This is a genomic window from Salinisphaera orenii subsp. halophila YIM 95161 (assembly GCF_003732545.1).
Classification (GTDB): Bacteria; Pseudomonadota; Gammaproteobacteria; order Nevskiales; family Salinisphaeraceae; genus Salinisphaera; species Salinisphaera orenii_A.
Genome location: NZ_AYKF01000117.1, coordinates 1 through 14075, shown reverse-complemented (window position 1 = coordinate 14075; position 14075 = coordinate 1). Strand labels below are relative to the sequence as shown.

Sequence of the window (14075 nt, the reverse complement as noted above, 5' to 3'; positions counted from 1 at the left end):
TTAAGTAATTGGTTGTTACTAAAGAGATTATACCGGCTTCGCCGTTCTGTTTGGTGCAATATCCGGGCTAGTTGCCGGAGATCGTGAAGGTCGCCCGTGGTCGGGCCTCTTCGCTGCGTTCGACCACCGGTTCGCGGGTGGTGATGCGGTCCGGGTTGACGTTGCGCGCGGCCAGATAGTCGCGCACCGCCTCGCCGCGCAGGCGCGCCAGTTCGCGCAGGTCGAGCGCGTTCTGCACGTCGACCTCCTCGCCGTGGAAAAGTGCCATGCCGTCACGGTCGCCCGGTACGGCGTGCCCGGTCACGGTCAGTTCGATGGACGTATCCTCGCGCATGGCCTGGGCCAGGCGTGCGAGATAGGGCCGGTCCTCGGACTGCACGTAGTGTTTGCCCGACACGAAGATCACCGGCCGGGAGGCCAGCGAACGCGTCAGGTCCATCATCGCGTTCTTGGCGCGATTGAGCAGTCCGACCGGCGAGTAATCGCTGGTGAGAGCGGTGCGCAGGCCGGCCAGAATCGCCTCGCGCACGAGGTTGCGGATCGAGAAGTAGGGGTTGCTGACATCGCCCAGGATGGCGGTCTCGAAGTTGATGAGATCGTCCTGGCCGCGCACGAGCGCGAGCGCGGTGTCCATGTCGATGCCGAAAGCGATCTCCGTGGCCTGGCCGCCGTCCTCGGCGAGCCGGAAATTGGCCAGCGTGGTGTCCAGGTTGCCATCGAGTTCGCCGTTCGTGGCGTCGATGGAGAGCGTGCCGTCGGCGACGCCGCCGGCGATGCGTCGACCCAGCGCGGCGTTCATGTAGCCGGACAGCGGGGGCAGTGCGAGCGAGCGCAGCCAGGCATCCGCTTCCATGTCGAGTCCGCCGCGGCCCATCGGCGAGACTTCGCCGCGGCTGTCGAGGTGGCCGTAGGCGCCGACGTCCAGGGCCAGGCGGTAGCGGGCGCGGTTGTCGGTCTGGCCGGTGTCTAGGTTCTCAAGCACAAAGTTGATATTGGCGCCGCTGAGTGCGACGTCCGGCGTCACCGAGACGTCGTGGAACTGGATGCGCGGCCCCGAAACGCCGAGATGATCGAGCGCGAAGGTCGAGCCCGGGCCCGAGTCCGCGCCGGCCTCGGGGTCGCCGTCGCCGCCGGTTTCGTCCGACGTGCCGCCGCCGAAGAATTCGGAGATCACGCCCATGCCGCCGTCGTCCCGCCGCAGATGGATGTCGGTCTCCTTGATGTCGAGATCGGCGAGCCGGTAATGGGTCAGATCGGTCAGCCGGAATCGGCGGGCCGTGCCGGTGACGGCCTCGAGCACGGCCACGTCGGTGTTCGTGTCACCGAGCAGGCGCAGGCCGCTGGTCTCCAGCGACTCGAGCGCGATGTCGTCGAGGCCGTCAATCGTCAGCCGCTTGGCGTAGCCTTGCAGCATCGACGCCCAGGCTGCGTCGATGGCGGTGTTCATGACCGCGAACTCGTGGCCGTCGACGTCGCCGTCCACGCTCAGGCGCAGCGCGTCGCCGACGGGCTGCTCGGCGTATTCGCCGTTGAAGACGATGCGCTGGCTCGTGATGGCCAGGTCGGCGCCGGCGATGCTCGTGCGGGCCTCGCTCGCGATGACGCGGCCCCGGGCCCGGCGAGCAGTCAGTGCGGCCATGTCCAGCGAGAAGTCGCCGTGCCAGTCGAGCGTGGCAGCCGTGAAATCGCCGCTTTCCGGTACGCGGAAGGCAAAGTCCGCGCTGGACAGCGTGCCGTCGGTCTCGACGCGCGTTGCTTGGCTGTCGGCGACCGTATGGGTGGTGCCTTGCCAGTCGAGGTTCGTGCCGTCGATGGTCAGGCTGTCGCCGACGGCCAGGGTGAGTGCGTCGGCCTGCAGGCGGCCGTCGCTGTCCACGGTGGTCGCCTCCGCCGCGAGGGTGGTGGCGGTGGTGCCCTGCCATTCGAAGCCGGGGCTTTCGACGCGCGTCCCGCCGCTGGCCGAGAGCGTGGACTCACCGGCCGTCAGCCGGCCGTCGGTCTCGATGCGCGGGCCCGCGGCGGCGAACGTGGTCGTGCTCGTCCCCTGCCAATGCGCTTGGGGTTGGCGTAGCGAGAAACCGGCCGGGCCGCGGATATCCAGCCCGGTGGCATCGAGGGCACTGTCGGTGGTGATGCGCCCGGGCGCGCCCTCGGCCGTGGCCATGTCGATGCGGGTCGTGCCGCGGTTGTCGAAGCGATCGGCGTGCAGGCGGGTGTCGCTGCCGGACGTCAGGCTCATGTTTTGCCCGGAGAGCGTGCCGTCGAGCCCCGCGCGGGTGCCATCGGCGGTCAGCGTGGTGCGCGTGCTGCCCTGCCAGTGGGCGCTGTCCGCTTCGAGGCCGCTCGAGCCGCCGGCCTGCAGATCGAGATCGGCGGTGTCCAGCCGGCCGTCGGTCTCGATCGAGCCGGGTTCGCCGTCGGCCCGCATGAGGCGCATGGTCACCCGGCCCGACCAATCGGCCTGTCGACTGGCCGCCGTGACCCCGTCGCCCAGGGCCAGGCGCGAGTCGCGCCATTCGGCCTCGCCTTCGACGTCCATGTCGAGGCCGCTGTCGGCCCGATAGCGCAGATCGACGCGCTGCTCGGCGTCGAGCCGGCCGGTGAAGGTCTTGAGGCCGCCGCGCCGGGCGACCGGGCTCAGCAGCTCCAGCCGCAGAGCGTTCGTCTCGATCTCGAATTGCGCGCTGAGCTCGTCGCCGAACGGCACCACGCGTCCCTCGAGGCCGATGCGGCCTTCGCCCACCGTCATGTCGGCGTCCACCGACACCGTATTGTCGGTCTGCCAGGTCACCAGGTCGCGGGCGCCGGACTGGTCGAACACGATCTCGCGGTCGATGGCCGGCTGGTCGCCGATCTCCGGCTGCCGGTAGTGCAGGGCGAGGCCGTCGACCGTGAGCCGGTGCAGCGCGAACCCCCAGCCGCCGCCTCCGTCGCTGCTGCCGCCGCCCGTCACGGGCACGCCGGCCACGCGTAGGTTGTTGTCCGCGGTCCGCCGGATGTCGATCGTGGCCTCCTCGAGGGCGAACCGGGACAGGCTGATCCGCTTGGATAACAGCGGCGGATAGTCGATCGACACCGCCAGCCGGCCGATCTCGAAGCCGTCGCCGGCGTCCGTTTCGCCGCGGGCGTTTCGATACTCGATACGGCCCGTGAACAGATTGACGTCGACCGCGTCGATGGTCGCGGTCACCCCCTGGGTCGACAGATAATGGATCGTCAAGGCGCGCGCCGCGTGGGGCGCGCCAATGATCACCGCGGCGATGACGACGGCGAGGGCGGCGAGCGCGTAGAGAATGCGGCGCAGGCCGCGGGTGAGTGTCATCCGAAGGGTCGATTGGCCGCGTCAGCACAAGAGCCTATCATCGGCCTCTAGTTTTCCGACACGTTTCAACGCGGGGCACAACATGAACACCGCTTTCATCGGTCTCGGCGGCATGGGCCACGGCATGGCCGCCAATCTCCACAAGGCCGGGCTGCTGACGGCCGTCTACAACCGCACCGCGGAAAAGGCCAAGGCTTTCGCGGACAGCTACGGCGTCAAGGCCGTCGCCGACCCGGCGGATGTCGCCGCCGAGGCCGAGGCGATCGTGCTCTGCGTGAGTGCCGACGCCGATGTGCTCGCCATGGTGGACGCGATCGTCGACGGTCTGACCGAGCGGCACGTGGTCATCGACTGCTCGACGGTCGCCAGCGACACCGCCCGCGAGGCCGCCGAGCGCGTGGCCCGCAAGGGTGCGGCCTTCGTGGACGCGCCGGTCTCCGGCGGCACCGAGGGCGCCGAGAAGGGCACGCTCTCGATCATGGTCGGCGCCGACGAGGCGGTCTTCGAGCGCGCGACGCCGGTGCTGGAGGCCATGGGCGCGAGCATCACCCACATGGGCGGGGTCGGCAGCGGCCAGGCGACCAAGGCCGTCAACCAGATCCTCTGCGCCGGTATCAATCAGGCCGTCTGCGAAGGCATGCGCTTCGCCGCGGCGCTGGATCTGCCGCTGGACAAGGTGGTGGATGTGGTCGGCTCCGGCGCGGCCGGCAACTGGTTCGTCAACCACCGTGGCAAGACCATGGTCCGCGATGTCTTCGATCCGGGCTTCAAGATGAAGCACCACTACAAGGATCTCGGCATCTGCCTGCACATGGCCGAGCTAAACGGCGGCAGCCTGCCGCTGTCGGCGGCCACGCGCGAGGAATACGAGCAGCTGATCGAAGACGGCTACGGCGAGGAGGACATCTCCGCGCTCTATCGCGCCCGGCGGGATCTGTTCGAACGCTAGCTCGACGGGCCGACGGGCCCGGCCGGTGGCGGTATGCTGCCGGCCGGGCGCCGCCGCGGCCGATGTCTACGGAAAAGCCGGCTTGTGCGGATCGGTGCCCTCGATGCGGGCGTCGGGATGGTTGTCACGGACCACGTTCTGGATCTCGTCCACCCGGCCGTCATCGACGTCGACCATCATCAGCACGCGGCCGTCGCGGATGGCCTGCTCGTACTGCTCGACCTTGGCGTTGTTGTGGCGGATGCCGATCATGCTCGAGACCCAGGCACCGAAGCCGGCGCCACCCAGGCCGGTTGCGGCGACCATGCCGCCGCCAACGGCGATACCGGCCGGCGGGAACGCCATCGCGGCCAGGCCGGCCAGAACCCCGGTGACGCCGCCCGCGGCCGCACCGCGTTCGGCCGATCCGGCCAGATCCGAGGTCTGGGAGACGCCGGCCTGCGGCAGGTCGCGGGTCTGGGCGTCCTCGCGCGCGACCACGTACATGTCGTTCTCGGTCACGCGTGCGAGCAGCAGATCGTCGACCACGCGCTGGGTGGTCTCGATGTCGGGCAGCAGGAAATAGAGTCGGCGCTTCATACGGTTATCCGTTGTCGGAGCGATGTTCGTTGGACTCGTACGCCGCGTGTGTGTTCCAGGGATGCAGCCGTCGTGCTCAGAGCGTGTGACGGGCCCGGGCCGCGGCCGCGCGCACCTGCGCCGGGGCGGTGCCGCCGATGTGATCGCGGGCGGCGACGGAGCCCTCGAGGGTGAGCACCTCGTAGACGTCGGCGCAGATGTGATCTGAAAACCCCTGCAGTGTGGCCAGATCGAGCTCGGCCAAGTCGCAGCCGACCCGGATCGCGTGCTGGACGCTCTGGCCCACGATCTCGTGGGCGTCGCGGAAGGCCACGCCCCGGCGCACCAGATAATCGGCCAGATCCGTGGCGGTGGCGAAGCCCTGGCGGGCGGCCTCGCGACAGGTGTCGGCGTGAACTGTGACGTGCGGCATCATGTCCGCATAGAGGGCCACGCTGACCATGACGGTGTCGGCGACATCGAAGATCGGCTCCTTGTCCTCCTGATTGTCGCGGTTGTAGGCCAGCGGCTGGCCCTTCATCAGCGTGAGCAGCGAGACCAGATGGCCGTTGACGCGGGCGGTCTTGCCGCGGACCAGCTCGGCCACGTCGGGGTTTTTCTTCTGCGGCATGATCGACGAGCCCGTGCAGTAGCGGTCGGGTAGATCGACGAAACCGAAGGCCGGGCTCATCCAGAGCACCAGCTCTTCGGAGAAGCGCGACAGATGCGTCATCACGAGTGCGGCCGCGGAGACGAACTCGATGGCGAAGTCGCGATCCGAGACCGCATCCAGCGAGTTGTCGATCACGCTGTCGAAGCCGAGCTCCGCGGCGACCATCTCGCGATCGATGGGAAAGGTCGTGCCGGCGAGTGCGGCCGCGCCCAGTGGCAGGCGGTTCACGCGCGCCCGGACCTCGGCCAACCGCTCGCTGTCGCGGGCGAGCATGGCCTGCCAGGCCAGCATGTGGTGGCCGAAGGTCACCGGCTGGGCGACCTGCATGTGGGTGAAGCCCGGCATGATGGTGTCGGCCTCGCGCTCGGCCAGATCGACGAGCGCAGCGCGCAGCCGGGCCACCTCCGCGCTCAGCGCGTCGAGCCGGTCACGCAGCCAGAGGCGGATGTCGGTGGCGATCTGGTCGTTGCGGCTGCGGCCCGTGTGCAGCTTCTTGCCGAGCGCGCCGATGTCCTCGGTCAGGCGCGCCTCGATGTTCATGTGCACGTCCTCGAGGGCCGGGTCCCAGACGAAGTCGCCCGCCCGGATGCGTTCGCCGATGGCCTCGAGCCCGGCCGCGATGGCGTCGAACTCGGCGTCGGTCAGCACGCCCACGCGTGCCAGCATGCGCGCATGGGCGATGGAGCCGCGGATGTCGTGGGCGGCCAGCCGGGCGTCGAAGGATACCGACTCGGTGAAGGCCGCGACCCGGGCGTCCGGGCCCTCGGAGAACCGTCCGCCCCAGGTCTGATGACTGTCGCTGCTGCCCATGATGTCTCGCTCTGCCGCGGGTGCCGGCGCGCGAGTATAGCAACGCCGGGCGCCCGGGCCCGGCTTGACGCTCGCCCGGCGGGGTCGAACACTCGCGTGCATGCAGGCCGCGCGTGAACCCGTCGAATTCCTGCCGGACTTCTGCACCGGGTCGCGCGTGCTGCACGTGCTTCTGGTCTGCGAGGCCGTGGCGGTGGTGCTGGCTCTGGGCGAGGCCGACCCGGCGGCGCTGCCGCGACGGCTGCTGCTGCTGTCGGTCTATCTGCAGTGGATCGGGATCTGCAGCGCCGCCGCGCTGTGTCTGGTGCGCCGCCATGCCGGGCATCTGGATGCGCGCGGGGTGGTCGCGCTGGCCTATCTGACCCTGCTGGCGGTGACCTTCGCGATCACCGAGATCACGTTCGTGGCCGGCCGCTACGCCGGCTTTTCGCCGCTGTTCGGCCCGGCCGGTCATCTGGCGTTCGTCGCGCGCAGCCTGGGCATCTGTGCCGTGGTCGCCGCGCTGGCCCTGCGCTATTTCTGGCTGCGCTCGGCCTGGCGGCAGCATGCCCGGGCGGAGGTGCAGGCGCGCCTGGAGGCGCTGCAGGCGCGGATCGAGCCGCATTTTCTTTTCAACAGCCTCAACAGCGTGGCCGCGCTGATCGCCGCCCGGCCGGCCGCGGCCGAGCGGGCACTCGAGGATCTGGCGGCCCTGCTGCGCGCGCGCCTGGCCGACGACGCGCCGGACGTGGTGACGCTGGCCGACGAGCTGGTGCTGGTCGAGGCCTATGCGCGCATCGAGCAGCTGCGCCTGGGTGAGCGATTGACCCTGGATTTCGACATCGATCCGGCCGCGCGCGGCTGCCGCCTGCCGGCGCTGACGGTGCAGCCGCTGGTCGAGAACGCGATCGCACACGGGGTGGCGCGCCTGCCGGCCGGCGGCACGGTCGGCGTGGCCGCGGGTCTGCGGGAGCGAATGCTGGTGGTGCGCGTGACCAATCCGCTGGCCGCCGACGCGCCGGCCGCGCCCGGCAACCGACAGGCGCTGGTCAACATCCGCCGGCGACTGGCGTTACGCTATGGCGACACGGCCCGCATCGACATCGCCCGGGACGAACAGCGTTTCATCGTGGACATGCAGTTGCCCCAGGACCGTTCCGACTCGTGATGAAAGTGGTCATCGTCGACGACGAGCCGCTCGCCCGCGAGCGGCTTCGCCGCCTGCTCGCCGACTGTTCCGACTGCAGCGTCGCCGCCGAGGCCGGCGACGGCGAGACGGCGCTGCGCTGCGTGCGCGAACAGGCGCCCGACGCCGTGCTGCTCGACGTGCACATGCCGGGCATGGACGGGCTCGCGGTGGCGCGGATTCTGGCCGAAGCCGAGCTGCCACCGGCGGTGATCTTCGTCACCGCGTACAGCGAGCACGCGCTGTCGGCCCACAACAGCCATGCCGCCGGCTATCTGCTCAAGCCCGTGCGCCGCGACGATCTCGCCGCCGCGCTGGCGCGTGCCCGGCGGCCGAGCCGGGCCCAGCTGGCCGCGCTCGCCGATCACGGCGACGGCGAGGCATCACCGCGTTACGTCACCGCGCGTACGCGTGACGGCATCGACCGCGTGGCGGTCGACGACATCCTGTATTTCTGGGCCGACCGCAAATACACCACCGTCTATCATCGCACCGGCGAGATGCTCATCGACCAGTCGCTGCTGACACTGGAACAGTCATTGGCGCCGGCGTTCATGCGCATCCACCGCAAGGCGCTGGTCGCCTGTCGCCATATCACCGGGCTGCGCTTCGACGGCCAGGGCGGTGCCCGCATCACGCTGCGCCACGTGGCCGACAGCGTGCCGGTCAGCCGCCGCCGGCTGGCCGACGTGCGTACCCTGCTCGAATCCTGAGCCGTCCGCCCACACCGAGGAACGCCCCATGACGCAGACGCTTCGCATCGCCACCCGTCAGTCCGAGCTCGCGCTCTGGCAGGCCCGCCATGTCCAGGTGCGCCTCCAGACCGCGCTGCCCGAGGTCGAAGTCGTCCTGCTGCCCATCCGCACCGAGGGGGATCGCGTGCTCGATCGGCCGTTGGCCGAGATCGGTGGCAAGGGGCTGTTTCTCAAGGAGCTCGAGGCGGCGCTCGCCGCCGGCGAGGCGGATCTGGCGGTGCATTCGATGAAGGACGTGCCCGCGGAACTGCCGCCCGGCTTCGCGCTGCCGACGGTGCTGGCGCCCGGCAGTCCGCTGGACGCCTTCGTCTCCAACGATCACGACTCGGTCGAAGCCCTGCCCGCGGGCGCCCGGGTCGGGACCTCCAGCCTGCGGCGCGCGGCCATGCTCAAGCATCTGCGCCCCGATCTGGAGATCGCCAACCTGCGCGGCAATGTCCAGACACGTCTGGCCAAGCTCGACGCCGGCGAGTACGACGCCATCCTGCTGGCCTGCGCGGGTCTGGAACGGCTCGAGCTGGCCGCGCGCATCCGCAGCGCGCTCACCCCGGAGCAGAGCCTGCCGGCGATCGGCCAGGGCGTGCTCGGCATCGAGATCCGCGCCGACGACGAGGTCACGGCGAGCCGGATCGCCGCCCTCGACGACGAATACACCCATATCCGTGTCGACGCCGAACGCGCGGTCAACGCGCGCCTGGAGGGCAGCTGTCATCTGCCCATCGCCGCCCACGCCGAGCACGACGGCAGCACGCTGTGGCTGCGCGCCGCCGTGGGCAAGCCCGACGGCAGCGTGATGGTGCGCGACGAGATCTCGGGGCCCACCGGCGAGGCGGCGGGTCTCGGCCAGGCGTTGGCCGAGCGTCTGCTGGCCGCCGGCGCCGACCGCATCCTCGCGGATCTCGCCTAGTGCACCGCGGGGCGGATTCGATGCGCGATTCCGATTCCCTGGCCCCCGCTGCGGTCATGGCCCGAGTCGCCGATGCGGCGCGTGACCGACTCGCGTCCGTCACGACACATCGTTCGGACGCCATGTCGCGACACGTCGCGGGACGCTAGGGCATGCGCGCGCCGCTGAGCGGCTGTCGGGTCTGGCTGACACGGCCGGCGCACCAGGCCGAAGGCTGGGCGGCCGCCCTCGAGGCCGCCGGCGCCACGGTGCTTCGCGAGCCGCTGCTCACGATCGAACCGCCGGCCGACATCGAGGCGGCCCGCGCCGGCCTGATCGCGGCCGAGGCGGCCGACCGGATCCTTGCCACCAGTACCAACGCCGTGGATGCGGCGTGGCGGCTCAAACCGGATTTCGCGCCGCAAGGCACGCTCTACGGCGTGGGCGCAGCCAGCGCCGACGCGCTGGAAGCCGCCAGCGGCCGGCCGGTGGCGCGACCGTCGGGCGCGTTCACCAGCGAGCGGCTGCTCGCGCTCGAGAGCCTCGCGTCACTCCACGGCCAGCGCGCGGCGGTGCTGTCGGGCGAGGGGGGCCGCACGGCGCTCGCGGACACGCTCGCCGCACGCGGTGCCGCCGTGACGCGGGTTGCGCTCTATCGTCGCCGGGGCGCCGACATCGGGCCGGCGCGGCTGGCCCGGCTGCTGGACCGCGCCGACGCCGTCGTCGTGACCAGCGGCGAGGCGCTGGCGCATCTGCTGACGCTGGCCGGCGACGATCACCGGGCGGCGCTGGCACGGCTCCGGTTGGTGGCGCCGAGCAGGCGTGTGGTACAACAGGCCGATCAAGGCCAGGGCTGGACCCGCGCGCCCGTCGTCGTCGACCGCATGAGCGGCGAGGCAGTGGTGACCGCGCTTGCGCGGGTCTGGCGAGGCGATCGACAATAGCGGTCAACGGTATCGGGGGAATCCGGCATTCCATGAGCGAAGATAAGCGCAAAGACGCCCAGTCCGGTTCGGGCGCCCGCGGCGAGGACTCCGCCGATAACCCGAGCGCCGGTGCGCGCGGCGGGTCCGGTTCGACCGCCGATAGCGGCCAGTCGAAGCCCGGCAAAGCGGAGCCCGCTAAAGCGGAGCCCAATAAGGCAGCGTCCGGCAAACCAGAGCCCGGCAAACCAGAGCCCGGTAAGTCTGAGTCCGGCAAGGGCGCAGCCGGGACCGCTGCCGGCAAGGCGAACACCGCCGGCTCGGGCGCGTCCGCGAAGTCCGGCGGCAAGGCGGCGCCCGCATCCGACAAGGGGGCGACCGCCGGCGGTCAATCGAAGCCGAAGGCGAGCTCCGCAGCGGGGGGCGCATCGTCGCCCGGCAAAACGGCGGCGGCCGATCGCGGTGCGCCGGCCACCGGCACCGCGCCCGACAGGAACGCCTCGAAAGGCAGCGCCGGAGACACGACCTCGACCGGGGCCGCGGCGGCCGGTGCCGGCGCATCCGCGGCGACGGCCGGCACATCGTCCGGTGGTGCCGGCACGCCCGCGCGTCCGGCAGCCGGCCGTGCGAGCAGCGGTGGTAGCGGGGGTACGGCGCGGATCATCGCGATCGTCGCCCTGGTGGTTGCCGCCATCGCCCTCGTGCTGGCCGGCTGGGTGTGGTACCAGGGCCAACAGCGGCTGGCTTCCCAAGAGTCGCGTCTGAGCACGGTCGAGAAAGGGCTGGAATCCAGCGTCCAGGATATCGTCGAGCCCAAGCTCGACGAATTCGGCAACCGCATCGGCTCGGTGCGCGAAGAGACGCGGCAGACGCGCGAGCGGGTCGATTCTCTGGCGGGCGATCTCGAAGGCGTGAGCGAGAATCTGAAGGCCACGCAGTCGCGCATTGCCAGCCTGGCCGAGCGTCAGGACAGCACCGGCAACCGCTGGGCGCTGCGTCAGATCGAGTCGCTCCTGCAGGCCGCGAACCGTAGGCTGCAGCTCTACAACGACCCCGAGGGCGCGCGCACCGCGCTCGAGATGGCCAGCGACGCCATCGGTCGCATGAGCGATCCGAGCCTGTTCGAGATCCGGGAGGCGGTGGTCGACGAGATCGCCGCGCTCAAGGCGCTGCCCGATCCGGATGTGGAGGGACTGGCGCTGGAATTGTCCTCGATGATGGACCGCGTCGCCGATCTGCCGCTGGCCGCCGATGTGCCCACGGAGTATCAGTCGGAGTCGGCCGAGGCGGGCGATTCGGAATCGTCCGACGGCCCCACCGGGATCGCCGCGCTCGACGACATCGACTTCTCCCAGGGCTGGGCCCACTTCAAGGACTCCATGTCGCAGGCGCTGTCGGGCATGCTGACGATCCGGCGCGCCGATGGTACCCAGCGGGCGCTGCTGCCGCCCGACCAGGTCTTCTTCCTCAGCCAGAATCTGCAGCTGCAGCTGCGCAGCGCCCAGCTCGCCCTGCTCGAGCGCAACACCGAGAGCTATCGCGAGAGCCTGGCGTCGGCGAAATCCTGGCTCGAGGAGTACTACGACACCGACGCTTCGGCGGTCTCCGGGCTGATCGATCAGCTCGAACAGATGCGCAACGTGGAGCTCGACTGGAACCCGCCGGACATCTCCAAGAGCCTGACCCAGCTCCGCGACGTCATGGAAAACCGTGGTGGGAACGAAGCCGATTCCTCCTCGGATTCATCCGCCGGCGCGGACGCCGAAGCCGGCGGCGACAGCGCCGGTGACGAGGCCGGCGAGGGCAGTCAGTGATGCGTCGCCTGCTGCTGATCTTCTTCGTCTTCCTCATACTGGGGATCGTGCTCGCGCTGGTCTTCCGGGATCAGCAGGGCTACCTGCTCATCGCCTTCGGCGGCTGGCAGATCGAGACCTCGCTGCTGTTCGCCGCCGGTGCGCTGCTGATCACGCTCTGGCTGGTGATCACGCTGTGGCGGCTGGTCGTGGCGGGGGTGCTGATGCCGCGCGCGATACGCGAGCGTCTCGCCCGGCGCCGGGCGCGCAAGGCCCGCGCTTCGCTTTATGACGGCCTCGTGCGGCTCGCCGAAGGTCGCTGGAGCCGGGCCGAGAGCGAACTCAAGCGTCTGGCCGATCAGAACGAGGCGCCGGGGCTGAACTATCTCAACGCCGCCCGCGCCGCTCAGCGCCAGGGCCATGTCGCCGACCGCGATCGCTATCTGGAGCGGGCCGCCGCCCAGCGTGGCGTGAGCGAACTCGCGGTGTTGATGACCCAGGCCGGCCTGCAGATCGAGCAGGGCCAGACGGCCGAGGCCATGGCCAGCCTGTCGCGGCTGTACCAGATGGAGCCGCAGCATCCGCTCGTGCTGCGACTCTACGCCGAGCAGGCCTATGCGGCGGGCGATTACGAGCAACTGCGCACGCTCGTGCCTCAGCTCTACAAGCACGGTGACATGCCGCCGGCGCGGGTGGATGCCATGGGCGTATCGGCCTGGGGCGACCTGCTGGCGCGTCAGGGCCAGGACAGCATCGCGCTGACCACCGCCTGGAAACGGGTGCCCAAGCGCCTGCGCAGTCAGTCGTCGATGGTCGAGCGCTATGTCGAGTGCCTGCGGGCGGCGAACGCCGACGATCAGGCCGCCGATGCGATCCGCGACGTGCTCAAGCGCGAGTGGAATCCGTCGCTCGTGCTGCTGTTCGGCGATCTGAAGAGCCACGACCGAACCGCCCAGCTGCAGACCGTGGAAGGTTGGCTCAAGCAGTACGGCGAGGAGCCCGAGCTGCTGCTGGTCGCGGGCCGTCTGTGCCTGCGCAACCGCCTCTGGGGCCGCGCCAGGAGCTACTTCGAGGCCAGCCAGAAGAGCCAGTCGCGCCCGGATGCGCTGCTCGAGCTGGGCCGGCTGTTCGAGGAGATCAACGAGAAGGAAGAGGCCCGCCAGGCCTACCGGCAGGGCCTGGAACTGCACACCGGTTCGTGAGCGCTGGCATGGCGACCAGCCTGATTATCGGCTGCGGCGACACCGGGGTCCGGGTCGCCGCGCGTGCGGTCGCCGCCGGCGAGGAGGTCGTCGGCGTGGTCCGCAGTGTGGCCAGCGCGGCCCGCGTCCGGGCCGTGGGCGCCCGCGCGCTCACGCTCGATCTCGACGGCGACCTGTCGGCGCTGCCGGCCTGCGACCGGCTGTTCTATTTCGCGCCCCCGCCCAGGGAGGGCGAGACCGACACCCGCATGGCCACCGCACTGGCGGCGCTGCCGAGCCTGCCCGAGTATGTCGTCTACATCAGTACCAGCGGGGTGTACGGCGACTGCGGCGGGGCCTGGGCTACGGAGACGCAGCCGCTGCGGCCGGGTACGGCGCGGGCGCGGCGCCGGGTCGACGCCGAGCGGCAAGTCCGCGCCCTGCGCGGGGATGCGATCGTGCTGCGGGCGCCGGGCATCTACGGCCCCGATCGGCTGCCGGTCGATCGCCTGCGCGCCGGCGAACCGATCCTCGACGACGCGGCCGGGGGGTGGAGTAATCGGGTGCATATCGACGACCTGGCGGAATACGCCTGGCAGGCCGGCCGCACGCGCTGGGCACACGGCGTCTACAATGCCTGCGACGGGCAGCCGACGCGGCTGGGCATCTTCTACGACACGCTCGCGGACATGCTGGGCCTCGAGCGGCCGGCCCGCATCGGCTGGGATGAGGCCGAGACGCGATTCTCGGCCATGCGCCTGTCGTTCCTGCGCGAGTCGCGACGGCTCAGCAACGCGCGGCTGGTCGCCGATAGCGGCATCGAGCCGCACTTCACGGATTTTCGCGACGGGCTGGCCGCCAGTCTGCGCGCACAGTCAGCGGACTGAGGATGCCCTAAGGCGCCATCGATGCGTGCTGCGGCGTCGTACCGCGTGTCGACGGCTCCCCGGTGCGACACCCCCAAGATCGTTATTGCCGCAACGAGCTGCCCTAGCCCGGATATTGCATCAAGCCAGCGATGACCGCGGCTTGGGCGGCTAATCGCCCACCGCGTGCGGTT

The 14075-nt window shown here is 70.4% G+C and carries 12 protein-coding genes; 8 read left to right on the top strand and 4 right to left on the bottom strand.

The genetic code is table 11. The annotated features are described in order from the left end of the window. Window positions 1-67: 67 nt before the first annotated feature. A complete protein-coding gene (locus tag SAHL_RS14625) occupies window positions 68-3322 on the bottom strand; it encodes a DUF748 domain-containing protein (protein WP_123592160.1) in 3255 nt (1084 codons plus the stop codon). 82 nt (window positions 3323-3404) lie between these two features. On the opposite strand from SAHL_RS14625, the gene SAHL_RS14620 reads away from it, so the two are divergent. Beyond that, window positions 3405-4271: an NAD(P)-dependent oxidoreductase gene (locus SAHL_RS14620; protein ID WP_123592159.1), complete on the top strand. Its 867-nt coding sequence runs from the start codon at window positions 3405-3407 to the stop codon at window positions 4269-4271. A gap of 66 nt (window positions 4272-4337) precedes the next feature. On the opposite strand, the gene SAHL_RS14615 is transcribed toward SAHL_RS14620, so the two are convergent. Together SAHL_RS14615 and argH are read right to left on the bottom strand one after the other, a co-directional pair. Continuing rightward, window positions 4338-4850, bottom strand: a complete 513-nt coding sequence (locus SAHL_RS14615) for a DUF1269 domain-containing protein (protein WP_123592158.1) — start codon at window positions 4848-4850, stop codon at window positions 4338-4340. 76 nt (window positions 4851-4926) lie between these two features. After that, entirely contained in the window at window positions 4927-6312 is a 1386-nt protein-coding gene (gene argH, locus SAHL_RS14610) for an argininosuccinate lyase (protein WP_123592157.1), read from the bottom strand. A 100-nt stretch (window positions 6313-6412) separates the two neighbouring features. Here argH and SAHL_RS14605 point away from each other — a divergent pair, with 100 nt between their 5' ends. From SAHL_RS14605 to SAHL_RS14590, 4 genes are all read left to right on the top strand, one after another. Continuing rightward, on the top strand, window positions 6413-7459 hold the full coding sequence (locus SAHL_RS14605; protein WP_123592156.1) for a sensor histidine kinase: 1047 nt from the start codon (window positions 6413-6415) through the stop codon (window positions 7457-7459). After that, the gene (locus SAHL_RS14600) at window positions 7459-8190 is read left to right on the top strand and encodes a LytR/AlgR family response regulator transcription factor (protein WP_123592155.1); all 732 of its coding nucleotides are present in this window, start codon (window positions 7459-7461) and stop codon (window positions 8188-8190) included. The genes SAHL_RS14605 and SAHL_RS14600 overlap by 1 nt, the downstream gene beginning before the upstream one ends. A gap of 28 nt (window positions 8191-8218) precedes the next feature. Beyond that, entirely contained in the window at window positions 8219-9139 is a 921-nt protein-coding gene (hemC, locus tag SAHL_RS14595; protein ID WP_123592154.1) for a hydroxymethylbilane synthase, read from the top strand. 152 nt (window positions 9140-9291) lie between these two features. Then, window positions 9292-10062, top strand: coding sequence for a uroporphyrinogen-III synthase (locus SAHL_RS14590; protein ID WP_123592153.1), 771 nt, complete (start codon window positions 9292-9294; stop codon window positions 10060-10062). Window positions 10063-10429: 367 nt separating this feature from the next. Here the strand turns inward: SAHL_RS14590 and SAHL_RS17880 are convergent, their stop codons facing one another. Further along, on the bottom strand, window positions 10430-10735 hold the full coding sequence (locus SAHL_RS17880) for a hypothetical protein (RefSeq protein WP_184947744.1): 306 nt from the start codon (window positions 10733-10735) through the stop codon (window positions 10430-10432). Here SAHL_RS17880 and SAHL_RS17875 point away from each other — a divergent pair. Genes SAHL_RS17875 through SAHL_RS14575 form a run of 3 tightly spaced genes read left to right on the top strand, consistent with a single transcriptional unit; the run spans window position 10722 to window position 13902 of the window. Then, entirely contained in the window at window positions 10722-11855 is a 1134-nt protein-coding gene (locus tag SAHL_RS17875) for a uroporphyrinogen-III C-methyltransferase (protein WP_184947742.1), read from the top strand. The two genes, SAHL_RS17880 and SAHL_RS17875, sit on opposite strands and share 14 nt — an antisense overlap. After that, window positions 11855-13036, top strand: a complete 1182-nt coding sequence (locus tag SAHL_RS14580) for a heme biosynthesis HemY N-terminal domain-containing protein (protein ID WP_123592151.1) — start codon at window positions 11855-11857, stop codon at window positions 13034-13036. The genes SAHL_RS17875 and SAHL_RS14580 overlap by 1 nt, the downstream gene beginning before the upstream one ends. A gap of 8 nt (window positions 13037-13044) precedes the next feature. Then, a complete protein-coding gene (locus SAHL_RS14575; RefSeq protein WP_123592150.1) occupies window positions 13045-13902 on the top strand; it encodes an SDR family oxidoreductase in 858 nt (285 codons plus the stop codon). Window positions 13903-14075 lie beyond the last annotated feature (173 nt).

What these genes read in the sequence shown, in the direction of transcription:
- SAHL_RS14575 (WP_123592150.1), top strand. Translation starts at nt 13,045, where the DNA reads ATGGCGACCAGCCTGATTATCGGCTGCGGCGACACCGGGGTCCGGGTC.
- SAHL_RS14620 (WP_123592159.1), top strand. Translation starts at nt 3,405, where the DNA reads ATGAACACCGCTTTCATCGGTCTCGGCGGCATGGGCCACGGCATGGCC.
- argH (WP_123592157.1), bottom strand. Translation starts at nt 6,312, where the DNA reads ATGGGCAGCAGCGACAGTCATCAGACCTGGGGCGGACGGTTCTCCGAG.
- SAHL_RS14615 (WP_123592158.1), bottom strand. Translation starts at nt 4,850, where the DNA reads ATGAAGCGCCGACTCTATTTCCTGCTGCCCGACATCGAGACCACCCAG.
- SAHL_RS14605 (WP_123592156.1), top strand. Translation starts at nt 6,413, where the DNA reads ATGCAGGCCGCGCGTGAACCCGTCGAATTCCTGCCGGACTTCTGCACC.
- SAHL_RS14600 (WP_123592155.1), top strand. Translation starts at nt 7,459, where the DNA reads ATGAAAGTGGTCATCGTCGACGACGAGCCGCTCGCCCGCGAGCGGCTT.
- SAHL_RS17880 (WP_184947744.1), bottom strand. Translation starts at nt 10,735, where the DNA reads ATGGCGGCAACCACCAGGGCGACGATCGCGATGATCCGCGCCGTACCC.
- SAHL_RS14580 (WP_123592151.1), top strand. Translation starts at nt 11,855, where the DNA reads ATGCGTCGCCTGCTGCTGATCTTCTTCGTCTTCCTCATACTGGGGATC.
- hemC (WP_123592154.1), top strand. Translation starts at nt 8,219, where the DNA reads ATGACGCAGACGCTTCGCATCGCCACCCGTCAGTCCGAGCTCGCGCTC.
- SAHL_RS14590 (WP_123592153.1), top strand. Translation starts at nt 9,292, where the DNA reads ATGCGCGCGCCGCTGAGCGGCTGTCGGGTCTGGCTGACACGGCCGGCG.
- SAHL_RS14625 (WP_123592160.1), bottom strand. Translation starts at nt 3,322, where the DNA reads ATGACACTCACCCGCGGCCTGCGCCGCATTCTCTACGCGCTCGCCGCC.